The 24469-nt window shown below is 75.6% G+C and carries 17 protein-coding genes; 8 read left to right on the forward strand and 9 right to left on the reverse strand.

Features of this window, described 5'->3' with window-relative positions:
* Nucleotides 1-96 precede the first annotated feature (96 nt).
* From KIN34_RS15210 to KIN34_RS15230, 5 genes are all read left to right on the forward strand, one after another.
* On the forward strand, nucleotides 97-1866 hold the full coding sequence (locus KIN34_RS15210) for a GTPase (protein WP_214352724.1): 1770 nt from the start codon (nucleotides 97-99) through the stop codon (nucleotides 1864-1866).
* Nucleotides 1863-3407, forward strand: coding sequence for a GTPase (locus tag KIN34_RS15215; protein ID WP_214352726.1), 1545 nt, complete (start codon nucleotides 1863-1865; stop codon nucleotides 3405-3407). Before KIN34_RS15210 ends, KIN34_RS15215 begins: the two co-directional genes overlap by 4 nt.
* A gap of 216 nt (nucleotides 3408-3623) precedes the next feature.
* Entirely contained in the window at nucleotides 3624-4235 is a 612-nt protein-coding gene (locus tag KIN34_RS15220) for a single-stranded DNA-binding protein (protein WP_214352728.1), read from the forward strand.
* Nucleotides 4236-4419: 184 nt separating this feature from the next.
* On the forward strand, nucleotides 4420-6102 hold the full coding sequence (gene ettA, locus KIN34_RS15225; protein WP_214352729.1) for an energy-dependent translational throttle protein EttA: 1683 nt from the start codon (nucleotides 4420-4422) through the stop codon (nucleotides 6100-6102).
* 6 nt (nucleotides 6103-6108) lie between these two features.
* Nucleotides 6109-6609, forward strand: coding sequence for an acyl-CoA thioesterase (locus KIN34_RS15230; protein ID WP_214352731.1), 501 nt, complete (start codon nucleotides 6109-6111; stop codon nucleotides 6607-6609).
* Nucleotides 6610-6652: 43 nt separating this feature from the next.
* On the opposite strand, the gene KIN34_RS15235 is transcribed toward KIN34_RS15230, so the two are convergent.
* From KIN34_RS15235 to ptsP, 6 genes are all read right to left on the reverse strand, one after another.
* Entirely contained in the window at nucleotides 6653-8323 is a 1671-nt protein-coding gene (locus KIN34_RS15235) for an SDR family oxidoreductase (RefSeq protein ID WP_214352733.1), read from the reverse strand.
* Between the two features lie 87 nt (nucleotides 8324-8410).
* Nucleotides 8411-9406, reverse strand: a complete 996-nt coding sequence (locus tag KIN34_RS15240; protein ID WP_214352735.1) for a DNA topoisomerase IB — start codon at nucleotides 9404-9406, stop codon at nucleotides 8411-8413.
* A gap of 10 nt (nucleotides 9407-9416) precedes the next feature.
* The gene (locus tag KIN34_RS15245) at nucleotides 9417-11789 is read right to left on the reverse strand and encodes an MMPL family transporter (protein ID WP_214352737.1); all 2373 of its coding nucleotides are present in this window, start codon (nucleotides 11787-11789) and stop codon (nucleotides 9417-9419) included.
* A 139-nt stretch (nucleotides 11790-11928) separates the two neighbouring features.
* Nucleotides 11929-12813 carry an acyl-CoA thioesterase gene (locus KIN34_RS15250; RefSeq protein WP_372449560.1) on the reverse strand — a complete coding sequence of 295 codons (885 nt, stop codon included), beginning with the start codon at nucleotides 12811-12813 and terminating at the stop codon, nucleotides 11929-11931.
* An 82-nt stretch (nucleotides 12814-12895) separates the two neighbouring features.
* Nucleotides 12896-13279 carry a globin gene (locus KIN34_RS15255; RefSeq protein ID WP_214352739.1) on the reverse strand — a complete coding sequence of 128 codons (384 nt, stop codon included), beginning with the start codon at nucleotides 13277-13279 and terminating at the stop codon, nucleotides 12896-12898.
* A 93-nt stretch (nucleotides 13280-13372) separates the two neighbouring features.
* A complete protein-coding gene (gene ptsP, locus KIN34_RS15260) occupies nucleotides 13373-14989 on the reverse strand; it encodes a phosphoenolpyruvate--protein phosphotransferase (protein WP_237689988.1) in 1617 nt (538 codons plus the stop codon).
* Between the two features lie 235 nt (nucleotides 14990-15224).
* On the opposite strand from ptsP, the gene KIN34_RS15265 reads away from it, so the two are divergent.
* A complete protein-coding gene (locus KIN34_RS15265) occupies nucleotides 15225-15455 on the forward strand; it encodes a PTS sugar transporter subunit IIB (protein WP_214352743.1) in 231 nt (76 codons plus the stop codon).
* 37 nt (nucleotides 15456-15492) lie between these two features.
* Nucleotides 15493-15954: a PTS sugar transporter subunit IIA gene (locus tag KIN34_RS15270; protein ID WP_214352745.1), complete on the forward strand. Its 462-nt coding sequence runs from the start codon at nucleotides 15493-15495 to the stop codon at nucleotides 15952-15954.
* A gap of 80 nt (nucleotides 15955-16034) precedes the next feature.
* Here the strand turns inward: KIN34_RS15270 and KIN34_RS15275 are convergent, their stop codons facing one another.
* Both KIN34_RS15275 and KIN34_RS15280 read right to left on the reverse strand, forming a co-directional pair.
* The gene (locus KIN34_RS15275; RefSeq protein WP_214352747.1) at nucleotides 16035-17210 is read right to left on the reverse strand and encodes a mechanosensitive ion channel family protein; all 1176 of its coding nucleotides are present in this window, start codon (nucleotides 17208-17210) and stop codon (nucleotides 16035-16037) included.
* A gap of 2 nt (nucleotides 17211-17212) precedes the next feature.
* Nucleotides 17213-19525, reverse strand: a complete 2313-nt coding sequence (locus tag KIN34_RS15280; RefSeq protein ID WP_214352749.1) for a prolyl oligopeptidase family serine peptidase — start codon at nucleotides 19523-19525, stop codon at nucleotides 17213-17215.
* Between the two features lie 87 nt (nucleotides 19526-19612).
* Here KIN34_RS15280 and malQ point away from each other — a divergent pair, with 87 nt between their 5' ends.
* On the forward strand, nucleotides 19613-21742 hold the full coding sequence (gene malQ / locus KIN34_RS15285) for a 4-alpha-glucanotransferase (protein WP_214352751.1): 2130 nt from the start codon (nucleotides 19613-19615) through the stop codon (nucleotides 21740-21742).
* A gap of 129 nt (nucleotides 21743-21871) precedes the next feature.
* On the opposite strand, the gene pepN is transcribed toward malQ, so the two are convergent.
* Nucleotides 21872-24463 carry an aminopeptidase N gene (gene pepN / locus KIN34_RS15290; RefSeq protein ID WP_214352753.1) on the reverse strand — a complete coding sequence of 864 codons (2592 nt, stop codon included), beginning with the start codon at nucleotides 24461-24463 and terminating at the stop codon, nucleotides 21872-21874.
* Between the last annotated feature and the right edge of the window lie 6 nt (nucleotides 24464-24469).

The following is a 24469-nucleotide window of genomic DNA, read 5'->3' on the forward strand; positions in this document are numbered from 1 at the left end:
TCCGCCGGCGTCCGGACATACCCGGCGCGCGGATCGGCGGACCGTCCCCCGCGTGGCGCGTTTGTCCTGGTCATCCGGGGCCCCGACAATGTCACCGTGAGCGCCCAGGGAACCGACTCGGCGCGACAGGTGCCCCACGTCGCGCGGGACGTCGCGTCGGCCGCGTCGTCGGGCAGCACGGGCGGCGGGTCACCGGTGCACGCCGGCCGGCACACGGCCGACGACCCGCGCTCGATCCTCGCCCGGCCGCTGGCCGCCGGCTCGCTGCTCGACGCGGTGCGCGACCTGCGCCGCGACGTCGACGACACCGCCTTCCCGCTCGACCTGCCGGGCGTCGAGCGCGCCCGCGCCTCGCGTGCGCGCCTGGTGGACCAGCTCACGGAGCACCTGGTGCCGCGGCTCACCGAGCTCTCGGCCCCCGCGGTCGTCGTGGTCGCGGGGTCGACCGGGGCCGGCAAGTCGACGCTCGTGAACTCGATCGTGGGCCGCGAGGTGACGACGGCGGGCGTGCTGCGCCCGACGACCCGCGAGCCCGTGCTGGTGCACCACCCGGGTGACGCCGACCTCCTGGCCGCGCACCCGCTCGTCGGGTCCGCGCGCGCCGTCGCCGACGAGGCCGTGCCCCGCGGGGTCGCGCTGCTGGACGCACCGGACCTGGACTCGCTGCTCGAGGCCAACCGGGCCTCGGCGCACCGGCTGCTCGAGGCCGCGGACCTGTGGCTCTTCGTCACCACCGCGGCGCGGTACGGCGACGCGCTGCCGTGGCGCGTGCTGGAGGACGCCGTCGCCCGGGGCGCGTCCATCGCGATGGTGCTCAACCGCGTGCCCCCCGCGTCGCTGCCCGCGGTCCGCGGCGACCTGCTCGAGCGGCTGCGCGAGCACGGCCTCGCCGGGTCGCCGCTGTTCGTCGTGCCGGACCGCGGACCCCACAGCGGCCCGCTCGACGCGGCGACGGTCGCCCCGGTCACGCGATGGCTGCTCATGCTGGCCGGCCCGGACCGCGCGCGCACGGTCATCGGGCGGACGCTGCGCGGCTCGCTGGCGGCCCTGCGCGTGTGGGTCGACGAGCTCGCGGAGGCGGTGCAGGAGCAGGCCGACGCGGCGCAGAGCGTGGGCACCCTGCTCGACGAGGCCCTCGCCGAACCGGTGCGCGCGGCCGTGGCCGCGGTCGAGCGGGGTGACGTGGCCGACGGCGCGGTCGGGGTGCGGTGGGCGGAGCTGACGTCGCCGGCCGGGCCGCTCGGCGGCGTGGTCGACCGGACGGGCGCACCGACCGGCAAGGTCAAGGGCTCGCCGCGCGGTCGGGCGGAGCGCGAGGCCGGGGTGCAGCCGCTGCGCGACGAGGTGACGCGCGCGGCCACCACGGTGCTCTCGGCCGCCGCCGACGACGCCGAGGAGGCCCTGCGCGCCGCGCTCGAGTCGGGCTCCGCCGGTGCTCACGCCGTCCTCGCCCGGTGGACCGTGCAGCCACCCGGCCCGGACCCCGCCGCCGAGCAGCACGCCCGGGCGTGGGCCGGGCAGGGTGTCCGTGCCGTCACCGCGGCGCTCCAGGCGCCGCTCGCGGACAAGGCGGCCGCTCGTCGTCGCGACAAGGCCGTCCGCGTCCTGGGGGAGCAGACGCTCGCGACGATCGGGCTCACGGCCGCGGCGGGCGTCGCCGGGGCGGGGGACCTCCTGGTCGCGCTCGTCGGACCCGCCGGCCGGACCGCGGTCGACGACCTGCGCGCGGACCTCGCCGCGCACGCGGCCACCCGCGTGGAGCAGGTGCGTGCCGAGGCGGCACAGCCGCTCGCCGATCCCGACCTGGCCGCCGACGCCGCCGCCCGGCTGCGCGTGCGCCTGGCCGTCATCAAGGGGCTCACATGACCGAGACGCCGCAGCAGGTACCGGCAGGACCTGGCCCGACGCCCGCGGAACGCACCGACGTGGCTGTCGGCGAGGAGACGCGGGCGCTCGAGGCGCGGGTCGCCTCCCTCGAGGACGCGATCGAGCTGGGCGGCGACCGCCTCGACGCCGACGCCGTCCAGGACGCCCGCACGGCGGTCGAGCGGCTGCGCGAGCGGCTGCGGCTGGGCGTGGACCACACGGTCGTCGCGCTCGTCGGCGGCACCGGCTCCGGCAAGTCCAGCCTCTTCAACCGGGTCAGCGGGCTGGACTTCGCCGACGTGGGCGTCCGCCGGCCGACGACGTCGCAGGTCACGGCGTGCGTGTGGGGCAGCGGCGGCGGTGCCGTCCTGGACTGGCTGGGCGTCGACCCCGAGCGCCGCATCGAGCGCGAGAGCCTGCTCGACGGCGAGACCGAGGCGCCGTTGCGAGGGCTGGTGCTGCTCGACCTGCCGGACCACGACTCGGTCGAGCCCACCCACCGCGAGGTCGTGGACGCGCTGCTGCCGCAGGCCGACCTCCTGGTGTGGGTGGTCGACCCCCAGAAGTACGCCGACGACGCGCTGCACACCGGGTACCTGCAGGGCCTCGTGGGTCAGGACACCTCGATGCTCGTCGTGCTCAACCAGGTGGACACCGTGCGGCCCGACGAGCGCGACGCGCTGGTCCGCGACGTCGGCCGGCTCCTGGCGGCGGACGGTCTGCCCGGGGTGCCCGTGCGGCCCGCGTCCGCGGCGACGGGCGAGGGCATCGCCGAGCTGCGGTCCGGGCTCGCGGCGGTCGTCGCCGGGCGGTCGCTGGCCGCGCGCCGGGCCGAGGCCGAGGTCCGTGCGGCGACCGACCGCGTGGGGCAGGGGCTGGCCGAGCGCGAGCCCGGGCCGACGGCGTTCGCGACCGGCCCGCTGGTCGACACGCTCGCCGCGGCGTCGGGGCTCGACGCCGTGCGGGACGCGGTGGTCGCGGTGCTGCGCGGGCGCGGCCGGCGCTCCGGCGTCCCGGCGCTCGCGGCCGTGCACCCGGACGCCGTCCGGCTCGCTCGCTCCTCATGGCTCGCCGCCGCCACCGCGGGGCTGCCGCGGCCGTGGGTCCGGTCGGTCGACGAGCGCGTCGTCCCCGCGGACCGGGTCGGCACCCACCTCGCGGACGCCCTCGGCGAGGTCACCGTCAGCGCGCGCCGCTCGGGCGTGGTGTCCGTGCTCGGCTGGCTGGCCGTCGCGCTGGGCGCGGGCGCGCTCGTCGTCGGGGGCGTCGCCGGGGGACGGATGCTGGGACCGGACGGCGCCGGCGGGTCCGGCGCCGGGCTGCTGTGGACGGCCGTGGTGCTGGCCGTGCTCGCCGTGCTGGCCGGTGCGGCCTCCGGCATCCTGCGCCGGACCGCCGCGACCCGGGCGGGCGCCCGCGTGCACGAGCAGGGCCGCGCGGCGATCGAGGCGGTCGCGCGGCGCGACCTCGTCGACCCCGCGACGCAGGTGGTCGCGGAGCACCGGCGCGTCCGCGGGCTCCTCGAGGCCGCGCGCGCCTGACGGCTCGCACCTGACCGTGCGCGCCTGACCGTCCGCGCCTGGCCGTGCGCTCCTGGCCGTGCGCGCCTGACCGTGGTGGGGCCCGCGACCCGACCCCAGCCCCCTGACCGAGCGCGGTCCTCCACAACCGGTCGGCGCGCGGCTCTCGGCGCCCCGCGACGCGCGACGCTCGGCCGGACGCGTCCCACGCAGGGGCGCCCTGGCACGGGAGGCAGCATGAGCAACGGGACCCTCGACATCACGGTCACGGGATTGGTGGGCAGCGACGTCACGACCCTGCCCGCGCAGGACGGGCGGGCGGCGTACACGACGTTCCGCCTGGGCAGCACGCGGCGCTGGTGGAACCGTGCCACCGGCGCGTGGCAGGACTCGCAGACCGAGTGGTTCCAGGTCAAGGCCTGGCGCGCGCTCGCGGTGAACGTCGGCCTCTCGCTGCGCAAGGGCGTGCCGGTGGTGGTGCAGGGCCGGCTCTCGACGCGCGAGTGGCAGGACGCGGGCGGCGCGCTGCGCACGTCGCTGGTGCTCGAGGCGACGTCCGTCGGCATCGACCTCAGCTACGGCACGGTGGGGCAGTTCCAGCGCACGCTGTCCGGCGCGGCCGCGCAGAGCCCGCAGGAGGAGCGTGCCGAGCGGCCGCCCGTGGACCTCTCGGCCCTCACGGCGGTGGACGGGGTGCACGAGGACGAGCGCGGCGGCGAGGACGAGGGTCTGGTCGAGGCGGGCGACGTGCTCGCGGACGACCGGGCGCCGGGCGAGGACGGGTTCGACGAGTACGACGACGACCTCGAGGAGGCCGGCGCGGGCGTGCTGGCGGCGTCCCGCGCCTGAGCGTCTAGGCTGGTGCATCGCGATCCCGACGACGCCCGGCCGCGGTCCAGCGGCGCGCACGCGCACGCCGCACGTGCCGCGGCCGGCGTCGGCGGGGATCGCCGCGCGGCCCGCGTGCAGCGGGGCCGGCGGGCGATCGCACGCGCACCCGAGCACCCGAGCACCGAGGCGGAGTACCGAGCCAGTGGCTGAGTTCATCTACAGCATGTACAAGGCGCGCAAGGCGCACGGCGACAAGGTCATCCTCGACGACGTCACGCTGAACTTCCTGCCCGGCGCCAAGATCGGCGTCGTCGGGCCGAACGGCGCGGGCAAGTCGACGATCCTCAAGATCATGGCGGGGCTGGACCAGCCCTCGAACGGCGAGGCGCGGCTCAGCCCGGGCTTCTCGGTCGGCATCCTGCAGCAGGAGCCGCCGCTGAACGAGGAGAAGACCGTCCTCGGCAACGTCGAGGAGGGCGTCGGCGAGATCAAGGCCAAGCTCGACCGCTACAACGAGATCTCCGCGCTCATGGCGGAGCCCGACGCGGACTTCGACGCGCTGCTGGCGGAGATGGGCCAGCTCCAGGAGGCGATCGACGCCGCGGACGCGTGGGACCTCGACGCCCAGCTCGAGCAGGCCATGGACGCGCTGCGCTGCCCGCCCCCGGACGCCGACGTCACCGTCCTGTCCGGCGGTGAGCGTCGCCGCGTGGCGCTGTGCAAGCTGCTCCTCGAGAAGCCGGACCTCCTGCTGCTCGACGAGCCGACCAACCACCTCGACGCCGAGAGCGTGCTGTGGCTCGAGGCGCACCTCAAGGACTACCCCGGCGCGATCCTGGCCGTCACGCACGACCGGTACTTCCTCGACCACGTCGCCGAGTGGATCTGCGAGGTCGACCGCGGCCGCCTGTACCCGTACGAGGGCAACTACTCGACGTACCTCGAGAAGAAGCAGGAGCGCCTGGCGATCCAGGGCAAGAAGGACGCCAAGCTCGCCAAGCGGCTCAAGGACGAGCTCGAGTGGGTCCGGTCCAACGCCAAGGGCCGCCAGACCAAGTCGAAGTCGCGCCTGGCGCGCTACGAGGAGATGGCGGCCGAGGCCGACCGCACCAGGAAGCTGGACTTCGAGGAGATCCAGATCCCGCCGGGTCCGCGACTGGGCAACGTGGTGCTCGAGGCCAAGGACCTGCAGAAGGGGTTCGACGGCCGCACGCTCATCGACGGCCTGTCGTTCACGCTCCCGCGCAACGGCATCGTCGGCGTGATCGGCCCCAACGGGGTCGGCAAGACCACGCTGTTCAAGACGATCGTCGGCCTCGAGCCGCTCGACGACGGCGACCTGAAGATCGGCGAGACCGTCTCGATCTCCTACGTCGACCAGTCGCGTGGCGGCATCGACCCCAAGAAGACCCTCTTCGAGGTGGTCTCCGACGGGCTCGACTTCCTCAAGGTCGGCAACGTGGAGATGCCGTCGCGCGCGTACGTCGCGGCGTTCGGCTTCAAGGGCCCGGACCAGCAGAAGCCTGCGGGCGTGCTCTCGGGCGGCGAGCGGAACCGGCTCAACCTGGCGCTGACGCTCAAGCAGGGCGGCAACCTGCTCCTGCTCGACGAGCCGACCAACGACCTCGACGTCGAGACGCTCGGCTCGCTCGAGAACGCGCTGCTCGAGTTCCCGGGCTGCGCCGTCGTGGTCTCGCACGACCGGTGGTTCCTCGACCGCGTCGCGACGCACATCCTGGCGTACGAGGGCACCGAGGAGGACCCGGCGAACTGGTACTGGTTCGAGGGCAACTTCGCCTCCTACGAGGAGAACAAGGTCGCCCGGCTCGGCGCCGACGCGGCGCGTCCGCACCGCGTGACGTACCGCAAGCTGCGCCGCGACTGACGCCCGGTGGCCCGGCTCGAGGTGTCCGTCCAGCTCCGCTGGTCGGACATGGACGCGTACCAGCACGTCAACAACGTCGAGATGCTGCGCCTCCTGGAGGAGGCGCGCATCGAGGCGTTCTGGCAGCACCCGCCGGGGCCGGACGGCGTCCGTCCGGAGCCCCGGTGGGCCACCGCGGTGATCGACGCCGGCCCGGGGGCGACCGTCTCGACGCTCGTCGCGCACCAGGAGATCCAGTACCTGCGGCCGCTCGGCTACCGCCGGGCACCGGTCGTGGTCGAGATGTGGCTCGGCCACCTGGGCGGCGCGAGCCTCGACGTCTGCTACCAGGTGCGGGACCTGCCCGCGGCGGACCCCGCGTCGGTCGTCCACGCGCGGGCGGTCACCACGCTGGTGCTCGTCGACCCGGCGACGGGATCGCCCACGCGGATCGGGGCGGCCGAACGGGCCGTGCTCGAGACGTTCCTCGAGGAGCCGGTCGCGATCCGGCGCCGCGGCGCGCGCTGAGCCAGGGAGCCGGGGCCGCTCGTCAGGACCCCGGGGCGCCGGGTCAGGACGCCGGGTGCTCGTCGGCGGGCGTCGACGACGCGGGTGCCGGGGCCGGCGGCGGCGCGGTCTCGCGCCGGACCATGGCGCGCTCGGCGCTCATCGCCGCCGCGGCGATGTTGCGCTGCATCCCGCCGAACACGACGCCGTGGAAGGGCGCGACGGACCACCAGTACAGCTGGCCCGCGAGCCCGCGGGGGTGGAACAGCGCGCGCTGCGCGTAGGTCACGCCGCGCGTGGTCCACGCCGTGGCCGGGTCGGCGCCCTCCGCGGGCTCGACCCGCAGCTCCAGCCACGCGAGGCCCGGCACCCGCATCTCGGCGCGCAGCCGCAGCAGGCGGCCGTGCTCGATCGCCTCGACTCGCCAGAAGTCGACCGCGTCGTCCACCAGGAGCCGGCCGGGGTCGCGGCGGCCGCGGCGCAGGCCCGGCCCGCCGACCAGCCGGTCGAGCAGCCCACGGACCCGCCACGCGAGCGCCCACGAGTACCAGCCGCGCTCGCCACCGACCGCCTCCAGCACGCGCCACAGCGCCGCCGGCGAGGCGTCGACCTCGACCCGGCGCTCGTCGACGTACAGCGACCCGCCGGCCCAGTCCGGGTCGCTCGGGAGCGGGTCGGACGGCGCGCCGGGCACGGCGGCCGAGGACCACCGGGTCGCGACGGCGGCCTCCTGCACGCGGCGCAGCGCCAGCCGCACGGCGCGCTCGAACCCGACGAGCCCGCCGGGCGGGTCCGGGACGTGCTGCGCGATGTCGTGCTCCTGGCACACCACCTCGTGCACCAGCGAGTCGACGAGCGGGCGCGCCAGCCCGCTCGGCACGGGGGTGACCAGCGACACCCACAGGCTGGAGAGGCGCGGCGTCAGCACGCCCACGCCGACGATCAGGCGCCGGGGCAGCCCCGCGACGGCCGCGTACCGCTGCATCATGTCCCGGTAGGTCAGGACGTCCGGGCCGCCGATGTCGAAGGTCCGGGACACCTCCGCGGGCATCGCCGCCGACCCGACGAGGTAGCGCAGCACGTCCCGGATCGCGACCGGCTGGATCCGGTTCTCCACCCACCGCGGCACCGTCATCGCCGGGAGCCGCTCGGTCAGGTAGCGCATCATCTCGAACGACGCGGAGCCGGAGCCCAGGATCACCGCGGCGCGCAGCACCGTCGTCGGGACACCGCTGGCGAGGAGGATCTCGCCGACCTCCGTGCGCGAGGCCAGGTGAGGGGAGAGGTCCTCGTCGTCCGGGATCAGGCCACCGAGGTACACCACGCGGCCCACGTCCGCGGCCCGGGCGGCGTCGGCGAACGTGGTCGCGGTGCGCCGGTCGCGCTCGGCGAAGTCGCGCCCGGAGCCGAGGGAGTGGATCAGGTAGTAGGCGACGTGCGCCCCCCGCAGCGCCGGACCGATCTGCTCGCGGTCGGACGCGTCGGCGGCGACCACCTCCACCTCGTCGTACCAGGGACGGCTGCGGAGACGGTCGGGGTGCCGGGCGAGCGCGCGCACGCGGTAGCCGGCGGCGAGCAGCTCGGGGACCAGGCGGCCGCCGACGTAGCCGGTGACGCCCGTGACGACGGCGAGGGGCGCGTCGGCACGCGGGCGCCCGTCGGGGCCGGTCCCCGGGACCAGGCCCTGCAGGGTGCGGGCGACGGGCTCGGGGGCGAGATCGGCGTCGGACGTCATCGCCGCAGTCTGCGTGCCCGCGCGCGGCCGCGCACCCGGAGCCGCGGTCGCGAACCCGGAGGCGCGGTCGCGCCGGCCGGGCCGGGGTCAGGACAGCAGCGCGAGGGTCTCGCGCTCGGCCACGGCCTGCGAGCGCGTGGGCCGGATGGTCTGGCCCCGCTCCCAGAGGTCGATGACGCGCGGGTCGATGTAGGACGCGCGGCAGACCGCCGGGGTGTTGCCGAGCTCCTCGGCGACGTCCTTCACCACCTGCGTGACGACGCGTCGTCGGCCGCGGTCCGACGAGGGTGCGGCCCCCGCCGCCGCGAGCCCGCGTGCGGCGAGCACGGTCGCGTGCCACGTCCGGAAGTCCTTGGGGCTCGCGTCCTCGCCGAGCCGCTCCTTCACGTACGACGAGACGTCCGCGCTGGTCACGTCGTGCCAGCCGGCCTCGTCGCGCCACGCGAGCAGCTCCGGGCTCTCGTCGCGTCGCCGCACGAGCGTGCGTACCAGCTCCGCCACGTCGTCGTCCTCCACGACGGTGTCCCGCACCTGGCCGGACTTCGCGGGGAAGTGCAGGTGGACACGGCCCGGGTCGGCGTCGTCGGCCGGAGCCAGCACGCGCACGTGGTCCTTGCGCAGCGTCGCCAGGCCGTACGAGCCGTGGCGCAGCGCGTACCCCTCGCCGCCGACCCGCAGGTAGGCCAGGTCGAGCAGCCGGAACGCGAGCGCCAGGGCCTTGTTCCGCGGGAACCCGTCGAGCGCGAGGTCCCGGCGCACGCGGCGGCGCGCCGCGGGCAGCCGGCGGCCCACCTCGAGCACGTGGTCGTGCTTGAGCCGGTCCCGGCGGGCCCGCCACTGCTGGTGGTACAGGTACTGCCGCCGTTGCGCGTCGTCCAGCCCCGCCGCCTGGATGTGGCCGTGGGGCAGCGGGCAGATCCACACGTCCTGCCACGCGGGCGGGATCGCGAGCCCGACGATCCGGCTCAGGTGCTCCTCGTCGACGATCCGGGCACGGTCGAGGTCGAGGTAGACGAACCCCGAGCCGGACCGCCGCCGCGACCAGCCGGGGTCGTCGATGCGGACACGACGCAGACGGACCATGCGGGCAGTCTCACCCGGCCGTTCGCGGACCGCTCGCCGGGTCGCCCGGCTGCGGCCCGCCCGGGCGAGGCTCGCCCGACCGGTCCGCGACCGGCGCGTCGGGCGTGGCGTGCGCGGGCTGGTGCGTGGCGCCGCCGATGCGCGAGGGCCACCAGGTCCGGTCGCCCAGGTCGTGCACCAGGGCGGGGACCAGGAGGCTGCGCACGACGAACGTGTCGAGCAGGACGCCGAACGCGACGATGAACGCGATCTGCACCAGGAACAGCAGCGGGATCACGGCGAGCGCGGCGAACGTCGTCGCGAGGACCACGCCGGCCGACGTGATGACCCCGCCCGTCACCGCGAGCCCGCGCACCACCCCCAGCCGGGTCCCGGAGTGGACGGACTCCTCCCGCACCCGGGTCATCAGGAAGATCGAGTAGTCGACCCCCAGCGCGACCAGGAACACGAACGCGAACAGGGGGACCGTGGGATCGGCGCCGGGGAGGTCGAGGACGTGGTTGAACAGGATCGCCGAGACGCCGAGCGACGCCGCGAAGGACAGCACGTTGGCGACCAGAAGGACCAGCGCCGCGACCACCGAGCGCAGCAGCAGCATGAGGATCAGGACGATCACCGTCAGCACCACCGGGACGATGACCCGCAGGTCGCGCTGCGCGGCGTCGACGGTGTCGACCTGCTCGGCCGCCGCGCCGCCCACGAGCGCGTCGGGCGAGACGGCGTGGACCGCCTCGCGCACGTCGCGCACGGCGTCCTGCGCGGCCAGCGAGTCGGAGGGCGCGCTCGTCGTGACGTCCAGGCGCACCCGGCCGTCGACGACCACGGGCTCGGCCTCCTGCCCGCCCCCGCCCGGGCCTGCGCCCGCCGGCGCGCCCGTGTACGGCGCGACGGCGTCGACGCCGGCGACGTCCTGCGCGGCCTGCGTCGCGGCCTGCGCGTCCTCCTGCGGCACGACGACGGTGATCGGCTGGACCGCGCCCGCCGGGAAGTGCTCGGCGAGCACCTCCTCACCCGCGACCGCGTCGACGTCGGTCCGGAAGACGTCGGACTCGCTGGTCCCGGACGCCTGGAAGGTGGGCAGGAACGCGGCGAAGCCGAGCAGGACCACCGCGGTCACCACCCAGACCGGGCGTGCGCGGCGCGCGACCCAGCGGGCGAGGCGGCCCCACAGGCCGGTGGACTCGGCCGGGTCCTGCGCCGGCGCGGCGTGCTGCCCGTGCGCGTCGGAGGTGAGGCCGTCGGAGGTGAGGTCGGACGTCGGCGCGGCGGGCCGGGGGATCCGCGGCCAGAAGTAGAACCGCGAACGCCGCCCGCCGAGCAGGAGGAGCGCGGGGAGCAGCGTGAGCGCCGCCAGGAAGGCGGACGCGATGCCGATCGCGGCCACGGGGCCCAGGCTGCGGTTGGAGCCCAGGTCGGACAGCAGCAGGCACAGGACGCCGGCGATGACCGTCCCGGCGGACGCGGCGACCGGCTCGAGGCACGCGCGCCAGGCACGCCGCATCGCGGTCGCCGGGTGCTCCGCGCGGCGCAGCTCCTCGCGGTAGCGGGCCACCAGCAGGAGCGCGTAGTCCACGCTGGCGCCGACGACCAGGATCGACAGGATGCCCTGCGCCTGGCCGTTCAGCACGATCGTCCCGGAGTCCGCGAGGTGGTAGACGACGAGGCCCGCGAGGCACAGGCCGAACACGGCCGTGAGGATCACGACGAGCGGCAGCAGCGGCGAGCGGTACACCACCACGAGGATGAGGAGCACCGCCGCGAGCGCGACGAGGAGCAGGATGCCGTCGATCCCGCCGAACGCGGTGACCAGGTCGGCGACGAAGCCCGCGGGCCCGGTCACCCAGGCGTTCAGCCCCAGCTCGCCCGCGGAGTCCGCGGTGGCACCGAGCTCGTCGTCGAAGGTCTGGCGCAGATCGGCGACGAACGCCTCGGTGACCGACTCCTCGTCCGCCCCGACGAGCTGGTCCGCCGCGTCAGCGTCGAGCGAGTAGACGACCAGCAGCGCCTCGCCGTCGTCCGACGGCGTCACCACCGGGTCGGCGGTGAGGAACGACGCCCACGTGTCCTGCGTCCCGGGTACCTCGCCGTCGGGCACGGCCTGGGCGACCTCGGTGACCCCCGCGACCTGCTCGTCGGACACGGCGCCGCCGTCGGCGGGGGTCAGGACGACGAGCGCGGGCAGGGTCGGGGTCTCGACGAAGGCGCGGCTCGCCTCGGCCGCCAGGGTCGACTCCGCCGACGACGGGAGGAACGCCGCCGCGTCGTTGGTCTGGACCTGCGAGAGCTTGCCCTGGGCCATGCCACCGAAGGAGCCGATGGCGAGCCAGGCGACGACGGCGACGGCGACGAGAACGGCGCGCACGAGAGCGGGGCGTCGGGACATGGTGCGAGCATGGACGACGACGCGCCACCGCGCTCGTCGAACCGCAGGTCAGGCGCGTCGGCGTGTCGTCGGAGCCGCCGTGACCCGAGTGCCCCTGTGACCCCTGTGACCCGCGTGACCCGCGTGACCCCCGGTCCGGTCAGGGCAGCCGGACCATCCCCTCCTGGGCGATCGAGGCGACCAGCTCGCCGGACCGCGTGAAGACGCGGGCCGCGCCCAGACCGCGCCCGCCCTGCGCGCTCGGCGAGGACTGGACGAACAGCAGCCACTCGTCGACGCGGACGTCCCGGTGCCACCACATCGCGTGGTCCAGGCTCGCGATCGACATGCCCCGGGTCATCCAGGACTGGCCGGCGCGGCGCAGGACGGGCTCGAGCATCACCTGGTCGCAGGCGTAGGCCAGGAGCGCGCGGTGCAGCAGCCGGTCGTCCGGCAGCGGGTCGAGCGCGCGGAACCAGACCATCTGGTGCCCCGACGGCTCGGCCGCCGGACCGAGGTAGAGCGCGCCCTCGACGTGCCGCACGTCGAACGCCGCCTCCTGCGTCCAGAACTTCGCGACGGGGTGGTCGATGTGGCCGATCACGTCGTACGCCGAGCGCACATCGTCGGGACCCGGGACGCCCGCCGGCATCGGGTCCGCGTACTCGTGCCCGTCCTGCTCGGCCTGGAAGGAGGTGATCATCGACAGGATCGGCGCGCCGCCCTGCAGCGCGTGGGTCCGTCGGGCCGTGAACGACCGCCCGTCCCGCAGCCGCTCGACGGCGAACGTGATCGGCTCGTCGACCACACCGGCGCGCAGGAAGTAGCCGTGCAGCGAGTGGGGGAGCCGGTCGTCGGGCACCGTGGCCCCCGCGGCCAGCAGGGCCTGCGCGAGCACCTGACCGCCGAAGACGCGTCCGTTCGGCTGCGGCAGCGAGCGACCCTGGAACAGGTCCGGGTTCGCGGGGTCGTCCGTCAGGCGGAGCACGTCGAGCACGGGCGCCATGCGTCCGGTGCGGGGGGTCGCAGCGGGGTCCGAGGTCATGACCGCAGACTCTCACGCGGCCCCGGTCCGGCGTCGCGTCCGCGCGGACCCCGCGGCGGTGGCGTCCGCCTCAGTCGTCGCCTCAGTCGTCGAACGTGTTGAGCATCGAGTGGGCGGCCCGCTCCAGGTAGTCCCACAGCTCCGCCTTGTGCAGCGGCGCGAGGTCGAGGGAGTCGACCGCGTCGCGCATGTGCGCGAGCCAGCGGTCGCGGGCGTCCGGGTTGACCTTGTACGGCGCGTGCCGCATCCGCAGTCGCGGGTGGCCGCGCTGGTCGGAGTACGTCGTCGGCCCGCCCCAGTACTGCTCGAGGAAGAGCGTGAGGCGCTCGGCGGCGGGCCCCAGGTCCTCCTCCGGGTACATCGGCTTCAGCACCGGGTCCGCCGCGACGCCCTCGTAGAACCGCGCGACGAGCGCGACGAACGTCTCGTGCCCGCCCACGGCGGCGTAGAACGAGTCGGGTCTCACCGGCCCATCCTCACACGGAGGCACGGCGGTCCCGGACGTCGCACGCGCGCCGGCCGGACGTCAGCCGGACGTCAGCCGGACGTCAGCCGGGCGTCACAGCCCCAGCTCGGCGAGCACGGGGAGCGCCGCGCGGACCAGCTCGCGGGCGTCGGCAGCGGTGGGGGCCGCCAGCGCCCGCTGCGCCAGGCGCGCGCACTCGTCGGACGTGGTCGCACCCAGCACGGCCGCGACGTCGGCGAGGGCGCGCGGCGTCATCGACAGCGACGTGACACCGAGCCCGACGAGCACGACGGCGAGCGCCGGCACCGCGGCCGCCTCACCGCAGACCCCCACCGGCCGCCCCTGCGCGGCGCCGCCGCGGCACGTCTCGGCGACCAGGCGCAGCACGGCGGGGTGCCAAGCGTCGGACAGGTGGGCGACCGAGCCGAGCAGCCGGTCCGCCGCCATCGTGTACTGCGTGAGGTCGTTGGTGCCGATGCTCGCGAAGGCCGCGTGCGCCAGGATGCGGTCCGCGACCAGCGCCGCGCTCGGCACCTCGACCATGACCCCCGCGGTGCCGAGCCCGTGCCGGGCGCAGCGCGCGACGAAGTCCTCGGCCTCGTCGACGGTCGACACCATCGGCGCCATGACCCACACCACGGCCGACTCGGCGTCCGCGGCGCGCGCGATCGCGGTGAGCTGGTCCTCGAGCACGTCGGCGTGCAGCGCCGCGGTCCGCAGACCGCGCACGCCCAGCGCCGGGTTCGCCTCGTCGTCGCTGGTCAGGAACGGCATCGGCTTGTCCGCGCCCGCGTCGAGCGTGCGGATGACGACTTTCCGGCCCGCGAACGCCGCGAACACGCGCCGGTAGGCGGTGACCTGCTCGTCGATCGTCGGCGGCTCGTCCCGGTCGAGGAACTGGAACTCGGTGCGGAACAGCCCGACGCCCTGGGCGTGCGCCGCGGCGGCCGCCTCCGCGTCGGCGGGGTCGCCGACGTTGGCCAGCAGCTCGACGCGGTGCCCGTCGGCGGTCCGGCCGTCGCCGTCGAACGTCCGCGCCTGGGCGGCGAGCGCGCGGGCCGCCTCCACCTGCTCGTCGTCCGGGTGCACGACGACCGTGCCCGCGCCGCCGTCGACGATCACCACGTCGCCCGCCGTGACGGCGGTCTCGAGCCCGCGCGCCGCGACGACCGCGGGGATGCCGCGCGCGCGGGCGAGGATCGCGGTGTGCGCGGTCGGACCGCCCTGCGAGGTCGCGATCGCGAGCACGCGAGCGGTGTCGAGCGTCGCGACGAGCGCGGGTGCCAGGTCCGGCGCGACGAGCACGAACGGCTCGTCCTGGTCCGGCACGCCCGGCGCGGCCCGGCCCGTGAGGTCGGCGACCAGGCGGTCGCGGACGTCGGCGATGTCGCGCGTCCGCTCGGCGAACAGCCCGCCGAGCGCCGCGAACTGCTCGGCGACGGACTCCGCCGCCTCCCAGACGGCACGCTCGGGCACCAGGTGGTCGGTCATCACGCGCTGCACGGCGTCCGCGACCAGCGTCGGGTCGGCCGCGATCGCCGCCGTCGCGTGGAGCACGTCCGCCGCGTCGCCCTGCGCCCGGTCCGCCGCCGCGTCCAGGGCGGCGCGCACCCGCTCGGACGCGGCGGCGATCTGCGCCGCTGCGGCCTCGTGGTCCGCGCCGGGGGCGAGCCGCCGACCGGACGGGGGTTCGGTGATGGGCTCCGGCATGAGCACGACGGGCGCGACCACGCGCCCGGGGCTCACGCCGAGGCCGGGCACCACCGTGGGGGGCTGGGCGTTCACGGGGCGACCTCCTCGTCGTTCGGGGGCAGTCTGGCCCCCGCGCGACCCGCGCCGCCAGCCGGACACGCGGGGACGTGCACGGCTCTCCCCGCGCGTTAGGCTGGTGCAGGTGCGCGGCGACCCCGCCGCGCCGTTCTCGCCTGGACCTCGGGGAGTGGCATTGAGCAAGGCAGAGCAGATCCTCGCCGCACTGGGTGGCGACGGCAACGTCGTCGACCTGGAGCCGTGCATCACGCGACTGCGTGTCGAGGTGAGCGACGCCCAGCTCGTCGACGAGGCGGCGCTCAAGGCCTCGGGCGCGTTCGGCGTCGTGCGGTCCGGCCGCATCGTGCAGGTCATCGTCGGCCCGGAGGCCGACAACCTGGCCGCCGAGCTCGACTCCCTGCGCTGACCGGCCGCCGGTCGGCACCCCGCGCAGCCGCCCGCCGATGAGCGAGCTCCGCATCCTGGCCCCCGTCGCCGGCACGGTCGTCGCCCTGACGGGCGTGCCCGATCCCGTCTTCGCCGGCGAGATGGTCGGCCCCGGCGCCGCCGTCGAGCCGGACCGCGTGCAGAGCCTCACGGCCGTGGCACCGTGCGACGGCGTCGTCGGTGCGCTGCACCCCCACGCGTTCGCCCTCGAGGTCGACGGCGGCCGCTCCGTCCTGGTGCACCTCGGCATCGACACCGTGAGCCTCGCCGGGCTGGGGTTCGAGCTGCACGTGGACCGCGGCGCCGAGGTGCACGCGGGCCAGCGGATGATCACGTGGTCACCCGTGGACGTCGCCGCGTCCGGGATGCCCACCGTGTGCCCCGTGATCGCGCTGCAGGCCGAGCCCGCGGTGGTCGAGCAGGCCGCGCCCGTGGGCGCACACGTCGCCGCCGGCGACCACCTGCTGACCTGGCACTGAGACCTGGCACTGAGATCCGGCGCTGAGACCGTCGACACCGCGCGATCCGCGACCCCGGATCCCCGGCCCGGCGTCCGTCGTCAGGGGCGCGCCGGCGGCTCCGGGGCGGGCGGGTCCAGGGCCTCCTCGACGGGGGTGGCGTGCGGGTCGCGCGGGCGTCGCGCGTCGTCCGCGGACTGCGGCGCGTCCTCGGCGGGCTCCTCCTCGGCCGTGGACCCGCCCGCCTGGTCGTCGGCCCCGCCGGACGCCGCCTCCTGCGCGCGGGCGCGGTAGGCCGTGAGCGCGTCGCGCTGGCCCGCGAGCGGGACGCCGGCCTCCTCGAGGGTGCTGCGGACCGCGGTCCGCAGCGCGCGGGCGACCTCCCACTGCATCGCCGGCGAGGTGCGCACCCGCATCCGCAGGGTGACGGCGTCGGCCGTGAGCTTCTCGATCCCCGTGATCCGCGGCGCGCCCAGGACGGCGCCCTCGAGCGACGGGTCGGCGGCCACCGCGCGGGCCGCGCGGGTCAGCAGGGACCGGGCCTCGTCGAGGTCGACCCAGTAGTCGACGTCGACCTCGACCACGGCGGTCGCCCAGCCCTGGGTCTTGTTGCCGACGCGCAGCATCGTGCCGTTGGGCACGTACCAGAGCGTGCCGTCGTCGTCGCGGATCTTCGTCACCCGCAGCGTGACGGCCTCCACGGTCCCGTTGGCCGGCCCGACGTCGACGACGTCGCCGACGCCGTACTGGTCCTCGAGCAGCATGAACGTGCCGGTGAGGAAGTCCTTGACGAGGCTCTGGGCGCCGAAGCCGAGGGCCACCCCGACGATGCCGGCGGAGGCGATGAACGGTGCGACGTTCACGCTGAGCGCGTCGAGCACCAGGATGACCGCGATGCTGCCGACCAGGATCGTGGCGGTCGAGCGCAGGACCGAGCCGAGGGTCCGGGCGCGCTGCGCGCGACGAGCGGTCGCGATCGGGTCCGCCTTGAGCAGCGTCGCGCCCACCGCGCTGTCGCCGATCGGCTTGAGCACGCCCCGCCGCAGCGCGGGCGTGCCCTCCGCGACGTGGTCGGTCACGCGGCGGATCGCGGACCGCAGCACGACGAGCACGATCGCGCTGACCACCACGATGATCGCGATGCGCAGCGGGACGCCCAGCAGCCAGTCCCACCACGCGCTCGCGGACGTCAGGTCGCCCGGCGCCAGGTCCGAGTCGGTGGGGCCGGGGCTCGGCGTCGTGGTGGCCAGTGCGGTGGCCAGGGTGGCGGCAGTCATCGTCACGAGCCTGCCAGGCCGGTGTGGCGCGCCGCGAACTGGAGCTGCTCCACCGTCAGACCGATGGTGCGCGACAGCGCCCGGCCGCCGTGGCCCACGCCCGTCTCCCGGCGCACCAGGACGGGACGGTCCTCGACGGTGGCCGAGGTCGCGTGCTGCAGCGCCGCGGCCAGCTTGCGCGCGTGCAGCGGGTCGACGCGCGTGTCGCCCTCGAACACCGTGAACAGCGTGGCGGGGTAGCGCGTGCCCGTGACGACGCGGTGGTAGGGGGAGTACCCCAGGAGCCAGGCGAGCTCCTCGGGGACGTCGGCGTCGCCGTACTCCTCGGTCCAGGTCACGCCGAGGCCGAACCGCTGGTAGCGGACCATGTCGAGGAGCGGGGCGGAGCACACGGCCGCGGCGAACAGGTCCGGCCGCTGCGTGATCGCCGCCCCCACCAGGAGGCCGCCGTTGGAGCCGCCCCAGCACGCGAGGCGGTCCGGCGTGGTCCAGCCCTGCGCCACGAGCGCCTGCGCGACCGCGTGGAAGTCGTCGAACACGTTCTGCTTGGCGCCGCGCATGCCGTCGCGGTGCCACTGCTCGCCCTCCTCGCCGCCGCCGCGCAGGTTCGCGACGACGTACGCGCCGCCGGCCTCCACCCACGCGAGCGTGGACGCGGAGTACGCGGGGTCCAGCGAGATCTGGAAGCCGCCGTAGCCGTACAGGATCGTCGGCAGCGCGGCGAGGGGACGCACGTCCTCGTCGTCCCCGGAGGCGCCCGGGCGCACCAGGTCCGCCCGCACCACGACGAACGCGCGCACGGTGGTCCCGTCCGCGGACGGCACCGCGTGGCGCAGGACGCGCACGTCCGGGACGTCGGCGACCGCACCCGGGGGAGCGGCCCACAGCGTCACCTCCCGCGTCGTCGCGTCGAACCGCAGCACCCTCGGCACGCTCGTGTGGTCCGTGTAGGAGAACCACACCTCCGGACCGCCCTCGGGGCGGGTGACCAGGCCCGACACCGACCCGAGCCCGGGCAGGACCACGCTGCCGTCGGCGCCCGGCAGGCGCGTGCCCGACGCGGGGTCGTGCACCGTGACCTCGGAGACGGCGTGCCGGCGCCACGAGGCGAGCAGGAGCCTCGGGGTCCGGCCGTCGTCCCCGCCGTCGTCGGTGAACGCGACGTCCTCGAGCACGGCCTCGTCGTCCTCCGCCAGGAGCGTGCGCCAGTGGGGGACGCCCGGCGTGGTGGGGTCCGTGACCGCCAGCCGCCCGCGGGGCGCGTCCAGGTCCGTGTGCACGTAGAGCCGGCCGTCGCGGGCGACCCACGCGCCGGTCTCGGCGTCGAGACCGACCGCGACCTCGACGAAGACCGGCGCCTGCGGCGAGGACGTCGCGAGGTCCGCGATCCACACGTCCGTCCGCGGCGCCGTGCCGGCGGAGGCCGAGACGATCAGCCAGCGCCCGTCCCGGGAGACGGACACGCCGTAGTAGCTGGTGTGCGCCAGCCCGGCGCCGAACACCTCGACGTCGTCGTCCGCCGGGGTGCCGACCCGGTGCAGCCACACCCGGCGGTGGTACTGCCGCTCGTCCTCCGGCAGCAGCACGGGAGCCAGGCGGCGGACGTAGAAGAACGCCTCGCCTCCCGGCAGCCACGCGACGGGCGAGTAGCGGGCCCGGTCGATCGGCCCGTCCACCACCTCGCCGGTCGCCACGTCGAGCACGCGCAGCACGGACTCCTCGGTCCCGCCCGTGGACGCCTGGTAGGCCAGCAGGTCGCCCTCCCGGGACGGCTGCCACGCGTCGAGCGTCGTGGTGCCCGCGGGGTCGAGCTGCATGGGGTCGACGAGCACGCGCTCCGCGCCGGTGCCGTGCGCACCCGCGGCGCTCTCGGCACCCGCGGGCCCGGACGCTCGTCCCCCCGGCTCCGCCAGCACGACCACCGCGTGCTCCTGGTCGCCCGCGCGGCGGGAGAAGAAGCGCCGCTCGCCCCGCCACACCGGCGCGCCGACGAAGCCCGCGCCGAGCAGGGTGCGCATCCGCGCGGTCAGCGTCGCCGTCGCGAACGGGCCGTCCGCGGGCTCGGCCGCGGCGCGGCACCGCTCGTAGAGCTCGTCCTGCGCCTGCGACCAGGCGCGCGTCTCGTCGTCGTCCGCGTCCTCGAGCCAGCGGTACGGGTCGGCGACCCGGTGGCCGTGCAGGTCCTCGACGAGGTCGACGCGGCGTGCCGACGGGTACCCGAACGGGGTGGCCGGGGAGGTCAAGGACGTCGGGGCGGCCGCGGGGTCGGCCGCCCGGGGCGTGCGGGGGACCGGGTTCGACGAGGGTGCGGTCATGGTCCGCAAGGCTACGACGTGCGCCTGCGCCTGCGCGTCGGGACCTGTGGGACGGCCGTCGCCGCGGTGCTCTGGCAGGATCGAACCGTGGCGGACGACACCCAGGCACCCTCCGAGGCGCTGCTGCGCCTCGCGACAGCGCACGGCGTCGTCCCCGACCACTGGGGTTTCCACGGCGACCTGCGCCGCGCGTCCGCGGACACCCTGCGCGCCGTCCTCGCCGCGCTCGGCGTGGACGCCGGTTCGCCGGAGCGGATCGACGTCGCGCTCGCGCACGTCGACGACCAGCCGTGGCGCCGCATCCTGCCGCCCGTGGTCGTCACGCGGCAGGGCCGGCAGCAGCAGGTTCCCGTGCACGTCACCGACGGGGACCCGGTGCACGTCTGGCTCGAGCTCGACGAGGAGGCGGGCGGCGGACGCCGGGAGCTCACGCAGGTCGACGCGTACGTCGAGCCGCGAGCGGTCGACGGCCGACGCGTCGGACGTGCCACGTTCACGCTCCCGGGGGACCTGCCGCTCGGCTGGCACCAGATCCACGCCGCGGGCCCGTCGGCGAACGCCCGTGCGGTCGTGGTCGTGACCCCCGACCGCCTCGAGCTCCCCGAGCGGCTGCGCGGCGGGCGGTCGTGGGGCTACATGGCACAGCTCTACTCGGTGCGCTCGCGGCGCTCGTGGGGCGTCGGCGACCTCGCGGACCTGGCCGACATCGGCTGGCTCGCGGGCCGGGAGGCGGGCGCCGACTTCCTGCTGATCAACCCGCTGCACGCGGCGGAGCCCGTGGCGCCCATGACGCCGTCGCCCTACCTGCCGACCACGCGCCGGTTCGTCAACCCGCTGTACATCCGCCCTGAGGCGGTCCCCGAGGCCGCCTACCTGACCTCCGCGGACCGCTCGCTGGTCGAGTGGGCGTTCGAGTCGGTCCAGGGCCTCGCGCTCGACGCCGGGCCGATCGACCGCGACGCGGCCTGGGAGGCGAAGCGGTCCGCGCTCGACGTGCTGTTCGCGCAGCCCCGCTCCGCCGCGCGGCAGGCCGCCTACCAGGACTTCGTCGAGGAGCAGGGCCCGGGCCTCGGCACGTTCGCGCTGTGGTGCGCGCTCGCGGAGAAGTACGGGCCGGAGACGATCCCGGCCGAGCTCGGCGACCCCGCGTCGCCCGCGGTCGCGGCCGAGCGGGCGGCGCTCGCGGACCGCGTCGAGTTCCACACGTGGCTGCAGTGGGTGGCCGACGAGCAGCTCGCCGCGGCGCAGGCCGCCGCGCACGCCGGCGGCATGGCGATCGGGATCATGCACGACCTCGCGGTGGGCGTGCACCCCGCCGGCGCCGACGTGTGGTCGCTCGGTGACGTCCTGGCCCGCGGTGCGACCGTCGGCGCCCCGCCCGACATGTACAACCAGCAGGGCCAGAACTGGTCGCAGCCGCCGTGGCGCCCCGACGCGCTCGCCCGGGCCGCGTACGCGCCCTACCGGGACATGCTGCGCACCGTGCTCCGGCACGCCGGCGCGATCCGCATCGACCACGTCATCGGCCTGTTCCGGCTGTGGTGGATCCCGACCGGCGCGGGCGCCGACGAGGGTGCCTACGTGCGGTACGACCACGAGGCGCTCGTCGGCATCCTCGCGCTCGAGGCGCACCGCGCCGGTGCCGTCGTGATCGGCGAGGACCTCGGCACCGTCGAGCCGTGGGTGCGGGACTACCTGTCCGAGCGCGGCATCCTCGGGACCTCGGTGCTGTGGTTCGAGGGCGACGGGCACGGCAGCCCGCTGCCCCCCGAGCACTACCGGCCGCTCGTGCTCGCCACGGTGACCACGCACGACCTGCCGCCGAGCGCGGGCTACCTCGCCGGGGAGCACGTCGCGATCCGGGAGCGCCTCGGCCTGCTCACCGAGCCGCTCGCGGTCGTCCGCGCGCAGGCCGACGCGGAGCGCGACCGGATGCTGGCGGCCCTGCGGCAGCGCGGCCTGGTGGGCGACGACCCCTCGGAGCGCGAGGTCGTCGAGGCGCTGCACCGCTACGTCATGGCCACGCCGGCCGTGCTGGTCGGCGTCTCGCTCGCCGACGCGGTGGGGGAACGACGGGCCCAGAACCAGCCCGGCACCGACCAGGAGTACCCCAACTGGAAGGTCCCGCTGGCCGACTCGGTGGGTCAGGTCGTCCTGCTCGACGACCTCTTCACCAACGCCCGGCTCCGCAGCCTCGCGGCGGTCCTCCGGTCCTGAGCCCGGCTGCCGGGCACAGCTGTCGGGCCCGCTGGTCGAGCACCCCGGTCGAGCACACCGGTAAGCACGCCGGCCGAGCACGCACGCAGCCCCGCGGGCGGCAGTGCGCCGCCCGCGGGGTCGTCGGGCTCAGCCGCGCGCGCGGTCGGCCTGCTGGGCGGCCAGGGCGCGCCGGACGCCGTCGCGGGCCTCGAGCACCAGGCGCCGCAGCGCGGGGGTGGCGTCCTCGTGCGACGCCAGCCAGGCGTCGGTCGCGCCCAGCACGTCCGCGGCCTCGTCGTCCGCCAGCAGCGTCGGGTACAGGCCGACGACGATGTTCTGCGCGATCTCGCTCGTCTTGTCCTTCCAGACGCTCTCGAGGCTCGCGAAGTAGGCGGCGACGAACGGGCGCAGGAGCGCGCGGTCGTGCACGCGCCCGAACCCGGCGATCGACGCGGCCTGGATCGCGTTCGGGAGGTCGCCGTGCACGATCGCCTCCCACGTCGAGCGCTTGCCGTCCGCCGTGGGCAGCGCCGCGCGCGCCTGGGCCGCGGCGCGCTCGCCGGTGGCCGTCGGGTCCTGGGTGAGCTGGGCCGCGATCTGGACCTCGTCGGCCCGACCGCCGGCCACGAGCGCGGTGAGCAGCTCCCACCGCAGGTCGGTGTCCATCCGCAGGCCGTCCAGCACCTCGCGCTCGTCGAGGAACCCGGCGACGGCGTCCAGCTGCTCGGCCGTGGCCGCGCGGGCGGCGAACGCCTTGAGCAGCTGCAGCTGCAGGTCCGAGCCCGCGGGGGCCGAGCGGGCGAGCTCGAGCAGCCGGTCCGCCGCCGCGGTGGCGGCCGCCTCGCGGTGCTCGGGCGCGACGTAGAGGTCCAGCGTCGTGGCGAGCTGGCGCATGAGCACCAGGACCACCGTCGAGTCCGTCTCGTGCGCGACGTTCCGCACGATCAGGTCGGCGTAGTCACGGCCCGGGGTCTCGCCGTCGCGCGTCGCGTCCCAGGCCGCGGCCCAGATCAGCGTGCGCGGCAGCGACTGGTCGAACGCGGCCAGGTGCTCGATGGCCGCGGCCATCGACTCCTCGTCGAGCCGGACCTTCGCGTACGCCAGGTCGTCGTCGTTCACCAGGAGCAGCAGCGGCCGCCGCTGCCCCACTAGCTCGGGCACGTCCGTGCTCTCGCCGTCCACGTCGAGCTCCACGTGCAGCGTGCGCACCAGCCGTCCGTCGGCCAGGTCGTAGCCGCCGACCGCCAGCCGGTGAGGGCGCAGGACGGGGTGCTCGTCGGGCACCTCCTGGTGGATCGTGAAGGAGGTGATCGTGCCGTCCTCGTCGGAGGTCACCCGGGGCCGCAGCAGCGTCACGCCCGCCTGCTCGAGCCACAGCGCGGACCACGGCGCGAGCTCGCGCCCGGAGGTCCGCTCGAGCTCGGTCAGGAGGTCACGCAGCTCGGTGTTGCCCCACGCGTGCGTGGCGAAGTACGCGCGGACCCCCGCGAAGAACTCCTCCTGGCCCACCCAGGCGACCAGCTGCTTGAGCACGCTCGCGCCCTTGGCGTAGGTGATGCCGTCGAAGTTCACCTCGACGTCCTCGAGGTCGCGCATGTCCGCGACGATCGGGTGCGTGCTCGGCAGCTGGTCCTGGCGGTACGCCCAGGACTTCTCGAGCGAGGAGAAGGTCGTCCACGACGAGGTCCACCGCGTCGCCTCGGCCGCCGCGAGCGTCGACGCGTACTCGGCGAACGACTCGTTGAGCCACAGGTCGTCCCACCAGCGCATCGTCACGAGGTCGCCGAACCACATGTGCGCGAGCTCGTGCAGGATCGTCACCGCGCGCCGCTCGACCGTGGCCTCGGGCACCTTGGACCGGAAGACGTAGGTCTCGAGGAAGGTCACCGCGCCCGCGTTCTCCATGGCGCCGGCGTTGAACTCGGGCACGAAGAGCTGGTCGTACTTCGCGAACGGGTACGGCCGGTCGAACTGCTCCTCGTAGAACGTGAACCCGCGGCGGGTGACGTCCAGGATCTCGTCGGTGTCCAGGTACTGCGCGAGCGAGCCGCGGCAGTAGACCCCGAGCGGGATCTCGCGGCCGTCCGCGCTCGTCAGCGCGCTGTGCTCGTGGTGGTACGGACCCGCCACGACGGCGGTGACGTACGACGACAGGGGCGGCGTGGTCTCGAACGTCCAGGTGGCCGTGCCCTCGTCCCGGCCGCCGTTGCGGTTGACGCCGCCCTCGACGGGGACCGGCTCCCCGACCTGGGGGTAGTTCGACACGACCACCCAGTGCGCGGGCGCGGTCACGGTGAACGTGAACTCCGCCTTGAGGTCGGGCTGCTCGAACACCGCGAAGACGCGGCGCGAGTCCGACACCTCGAACTGCGAGTAGAGGTACACCTCGTCGTCCACCGGGTCGACGAACCGGTGCAGGCCCTCGCCCGTGTTCATGTACGCGCAGTCGGCGACGACCACGAGCTCGTTGGTCTCGGCGAGGTCGTCGAGCGCGATGCGGGAGTCGGCCACGACCTGCGCCGGGTCGAGGGAGCGCCCGTTGAGCGTGACCTCGTGCACCGCCGGGGCGATCAGGTCGACGAACGTGCTCGCACCGGGCGTCGCGGTGAACCGCAGCACCGTGCGCGACGCGAACGTCGTCGGACCCGTGGTCAGGTCCAGCGTCACGTCGTACGACTGCGTCGCGACGGTCGAGGCGCGCTCGCGCGCCTCGGCACGGGTCAGGTTCTCGGCGGGCACAGGGGC

It is taken from the genome of Cellulomonas fulva (assembly GCF_018531375.1).
Lineage (GTDB): Bacteria > Actinomycetota > Actinomycetes > Actinomycetales > Cellulomonadaceae > Cellulomonas > Cellulomonas fulva.

Excerpts from the sequence above, each read along its gene's own strand:
- KIN34_RS15215 (WP_214352726.1), top strand. The coding sequence starts at position 1,863 with ATGACCGAGACGCCGCAGCAGGTACCGGCAGGACCTGGCCCGACGCCC.
- KIN34_RS15220 (WP_214352728.1), top strand. The coding sequence starts at position 3,624 with ATGAGCAACGGGACCCTCGACATCACGGTCACGGGATTGGTGGGCAGC.
- KIN34_RS15235 (WP_214352733.1), bottom strand. The coding sequence starts at position 8,323 with ATGACGTCCGACGCCGATCTCGCCCCCGAGCCCGTCGCCCGCACCCTG.
- KIN34_RS15240 (WP_214352735.1), bottom strand. The coding sequence starts at position 9,406 with ATGGTCCGTCTGCGTCGTGTCCGCATCGACGACCCCGGCTGGTCGCGG.
- KIN34_RS15245 (WP_214352737.1), bottom strand. The coding sequence starts at position 11,789 with ATGTCCCGACGCCCCGCTCTCGTGCGCGCCGTTCTCGTCGCCGTCGCC.
- KIN34_RS15250 (WP_372449560.1), bottom strand. The coding sequence starts at position 12,813 with ATGACCTCGGACCCCGCTGCGACCCCCCGCACCGGACGCATGGCGCCC.
- ptsP (WP_237689988.1), bottom strand. The coding sequence starts at position 14,989 with ATGCCGGAGCCCATCACCGAACCCCCGTCCGGTCGGCGGCTCGCCCCC.
- KIN34_RS15270 (WP_214352745.1), top strand. The coding sequence starts at position 15,493 with ATGAGCGAGCTCCGCATCCTGGCCCCCGTCGCCGGCACGGTCGTCGCC.
- KIN34_RS15275 (WP_214352747.1), bottom strand. The coding sequence starts at position 17,210 with ATGACTGCCGCCACCCTGGCCACCGCACTGGCCACCACGACGCCGAGC.
- KIN34_RS15280 (WP_214352749.1), bottom strand. The coding sequence starts at position 19,525 with ATGACCGCACCCTCGTCGAACCCGGTCCCCCGCACGCCCCGGGCGGCC.